The 3,750-nt window shown below is 75.9% G+C and carries 3 protein-coding genes; 2 read left to right on the plus strand and 1 reads right to left on the minus strand.

The genetic code is table 11. From position 1 onward, the window contains the following. Positions 1-163 precede the first annotated feature (163 nt). Positions 164-1,360, minus strand: a complete 1,197-nt coding sequence (locus AC069T_RS37850) for a winged helix DNA-binding domain-containing protein (protein WP_478787062.1) — start codon at positions 1,358-1,360, stop codon at positions 164-166. Between the two features lie 297 nt (positions 1,361-1,657). Here AC069T_RS37850 and AC069T_RS37855 point away from each other — a divergent pair, with 297 nt between their 5' ends. Both AC069T_RS37855 and AC069T_RS37860 read left to right on the plus strand, forming a co-directional pair. Beyond that, positions 1,658-2,998: a DUF2252 domain-containing protein gene (locus AC069T_RS37855; protein WP_478787063.1), complete on the plus strand. Its 1,341-nt coding sequence runs from the start codon at positions 1,658-1,660 to the stop codon at positions 2,996-2,998. 313 nt (positions 2,999-3,311) lie between these two features. Continuing rightward, the gene (locus AC069T_RS37860) at positions 3,312-3,614 is read left to right on the plus strand and encodes a hypothetical protein (RefSeq protein WP_478787064.1); all 303 of its coding nucleotides are present in this window, start codon (positions 3,312-3,314) and stop codon (positions 3,612-3,614) included. Positions 3,615-3,750: the final 136 nt, after the last annotated feature.

Genomic DNA, 3,750 nt, shown 5'->3' on the forward strand with positions numbered 1-3,750 from the left:
GAAGGTCTGGGGGGAAACCAGACAACCGTCCTTCCCCCCCCCCCACACCCCCCCCCCCCCCCTGGAAAAAGCCGCACGCCCCCCCCCACCCCCCCGCTCCCCCCCCCCCACCGGCGGACCCCCGGGATCGGGACGGGAAGGGAAGGAGCGGCGCGGCGGCTCCTCACCCCGCCGCCAACTCGCGTTCCAGCGGCGTCCGGAACCGCGGAGTGACCCGGGTGGCGCCCAGCCACGCGGACAGCCGGGCGGCCTGGGCGGCGATCGCGTCGTGGCCCTCCCGGCCGAGCCGCGCGGCGTCCAGCACCCGCCACACGACCTCCCCGTCGGGCCGCTGGGCCCAGCCCCCGACGACCCGCCCGTTCCACCACACCGTCGGCCCCACGTTCCCGCTCCGGTCGAAGAGGGCGGGCCGCAGCTCCGGCGCAAGGAACCAGTCCCGCTCCTGCCACCCCATGGCCGTCGGGTCGAGCCCGGGCAGCAGCGCGGCCCACGGCTCGCCGGGCCCGGCCACCGGCCCCTCGTCCCCGTCCGCCACGTACCCCGTGACCCCGCCGTCGAGCGACACGGCCACCGCCCCGGCCGCGGTGAGCGCCCGGCGCACGTCGGTGACCTTCCAGCCCGTCCACCACTTCAGGTCGGCCTCCGAGGCGGGACCGCACGCCCGGAGCCAGCACCGCATGAGCTCGGCCCGGGCCTCGGCGGGCGCCGGTCCGGGGTGCGGCGTAGCGACCGCCCAGCGGAACTGGCTCGACGTCCACGCGCCGAGCGGGCGCCCGCGCACGACCCGCCCCTCGACACCGAGAACCCGCATCAGCCGCGACGACACGGTCTGCGGACTCTCGTAGCTCCGGCCCGCCCCGTAGGTGAACCGCTCCCTCAACCGCGGTTCGTCCCGGGCGAGTTCGTTGACCGTGGCCTCGCCGCGCCGGGCCAGCGCGGCGAGCGTAGACGCCTCCACCTCGGCCAGCCACTCCTCGGTCAGCCGCCCGCCGCTGCCGGTCACCACGTCCGCGACCAGCCCGGCCCGCGCCTTCGCGGCGACGGCGAGCCCCGTCGAGGCGTGCACCACGGCCGCCAGCCCGGCGGGGAACACGAACACCGTGTGCCGCATCCCGTGCATGCGCACCAGCGTGCGGTCCTCGTACAGCGCCCGCTCCAGCTCGCCGACGGTCCTCCCGGAGTCGGTCAGCCGGGCCCCCACCGACAGGTAGACCGTCGCCGGATCGGTGCCGTGCAGCGCGACGAGCGAGTCCGCGACCTCCTCCGGGCCGGCCGCGCCCGCCGCACCCGCCAGCCGGTGCCGCAGCGCCAGCCGGGCCCGCCGCTCCGCCACCCCGATGTGCCGCCGCTGCGCTCCCACGTCGCCTCCGCCCGTTCCGCCGCCCCGGGTACCGATTCCCGGCACCTCCCATCCTCTCGGACACCCGGCCGCCCCGGGCCCTGTCGTCGGACTCCCGTCCGCCCGGAGTCCGACGACAGGACCCGGGGACACGTCACCCCATTGCCGTACCCGGCATGCGCACGGCCCGGCCGGCGGCCTTCACTGGGGCGACCGGGGGAAGGCAGCGCGGGCAGGAGCGGGGAAAGGCGGAACGGCGATGGCCCCTCAGGGTGGACGAAGGCCCGTCGGGCCGGCCGCGACCGCGCGCCCCGCCTCATGACCGCGCCCGCCGACCGCGCCGAGAAGGGCAGGGCGGTCCGCAAACGCGTCCCACGCTCCGCGCACGCCGAGTGGCTTGCCGCGGTCGACCGCCCCGACCCCGTCGCCGTACTGGAACGCCAGGGCAGGGACCGGCTCCAGGAACTCCTGCCGATCCGGTACGGGCGGATGAGCGCGTCCCCCTTCGCGTTCCTGCGCGGTGGGGCCGCCGTGATGGCCGCCGACCTCGCCGCCCGGCCGCACACCGGCCTGACCGTCCAGCTCTGCGGCGACGCGCACCTGCTCAACTTCGGTGTGTTCACCTCTCCGGAACGCGCGCTGCTCTTCGACCTGAACGACTTCGACGAGACCTTCCCCGGGCCCTTCGAATGGGACGTCAAGCGACTCGCCGCCAGCATCGCCGTCACCGCCCGCGAGAACGGGCACAGCGAGGCGCGGGCCCGCCGCGCGGCACGTGCGGCGGGCGCCGAGTACCGCCACGCCATGCGGCACCTCGCGGGACGGGGCGAACTGGCCGTCTGGTACGAACGCATCGACGCCGACCTGCTGGTCCCCCTGGTCCGCTCCGCACACCACCGCAGACGCGCCGAGTCCAGCCTCGCGCGCGCCCGGCGCCGGACGAGCCTTCAGGCGCTGGGCAGACTCACCGAGACCGTCGACGGCCGGCCCCGCATCGTCCAGGACCCGCCCCTCCTGGAGCGCGCCGGGCCGCCCGACATGGGGGCGCTCCGCAAGATCTTCAGCGACTACCGCTCCACGCTCTCCGAGGAGCGGCGGCTGCTCCTGGACCGCTACCGCTTCATGGACGCCGCCCGCAAGGTCGTCGGCGTCGGCAGCGTCGGCACCCGCTGCTTCGTCGTGCTGCTCGCCGGACGCGACGCGGACGACCCGCTGTTCCTGCAGATCAAGGAGGCCGGCCGGTCCGTCCTCGAGGAACACCTGCCGAGCGGCCCCTACGACCACCCCGGTCACCGCGTCGTCGCAGGCCAGCGGCTGCTCCAGGCCGCGAGCGACATCTTCCTCGGCTGGATGACGGGGCCCCAGGGACGGCCGTACTACTGGCGTCAGCTGCGTGACACGAAGGGCACCGCGGACGTCGCGGGCATGAGCCCGGACGAACTCCTCGGCTACGCGCGGCTGTGCGGCACGGCCCTGGCCCGCGCCCACGCCCGCTCCGGCGACCGCATCGCCATCGCCGCCTACCTCGGCGGCGCCGACACCTTCGAACGCGCCGTCGCGGACTTCGCCCTCCGCTACGCCGACCAGAACGCCCTGGACCACGGGACCCTGTGCGCGGCCGTGGCCGCCGGAGTGGTCAGAGCGGCCCCCGGGGTCTGAGACACCGGCACCGGCCGGACGGCCCCGCGGCGTCCCGAACCCGGCGCCCGGCCGCCGCGCGGCGGTGCCCCGCGGCACCCGTGCGGGAGCTGCCATCCGGGTGACGGGCCGGGAAATGGGATGCACGGTCCGGGACCGGGTCCCTACGCTGGGCGAGCGTTCCGGAGCCGCTGAGCACCGCTTCCCGCCGGACAGGCATCAGGCGGCGGACTCGGGGTTACCGTCTACGCACCGACGGACGGCCGCCCGCCCCAGGCGCCCTGTCGAAGCACCCGCAGAGATCCAGTCCACCCACGCGCCAAGGAGTCCCGTCATGGGCACCTTGATCATCTCGGCGACCTCGGTCCTTGTCGTCCTGGGCTTCTCCCACCACGTCCTGTGGCTGGCCGCGGTCGCCCTGCTCTTCCTGTACGTCCGGTACGGACGCGCCGGTGCAGGCGCGTCCGCCGCGGGCGCGCCGTCCGCCCCCGGCGGATCCGCGGGGTCCGCGGGCCGCGTGGACTCGAGCTACCGCGCCTACCGCGAGCGCCGGGACCAGCAGGCCAGGTGGGAGCGCCGCTACCGCCGCGAACGCCCGCGCGAGGCGCGCCGCCAGGAACGCAGGAAGGGCAACTAGGGCCTGTCGTTTGGATCACGCCGGCGTCGCGGGGTCTGGCGCGCACATCTGCGGCGTTGTCGTCGGTCGCCGACGCTCCGCGTCGACTCCCTCCTCCGCCTTGCAGCTGTACGCGCCAGACCCCGCTCGGGTCGGT

The organism is Streptomyces sp. NPDC043867 (assembly GCF_056435845.1).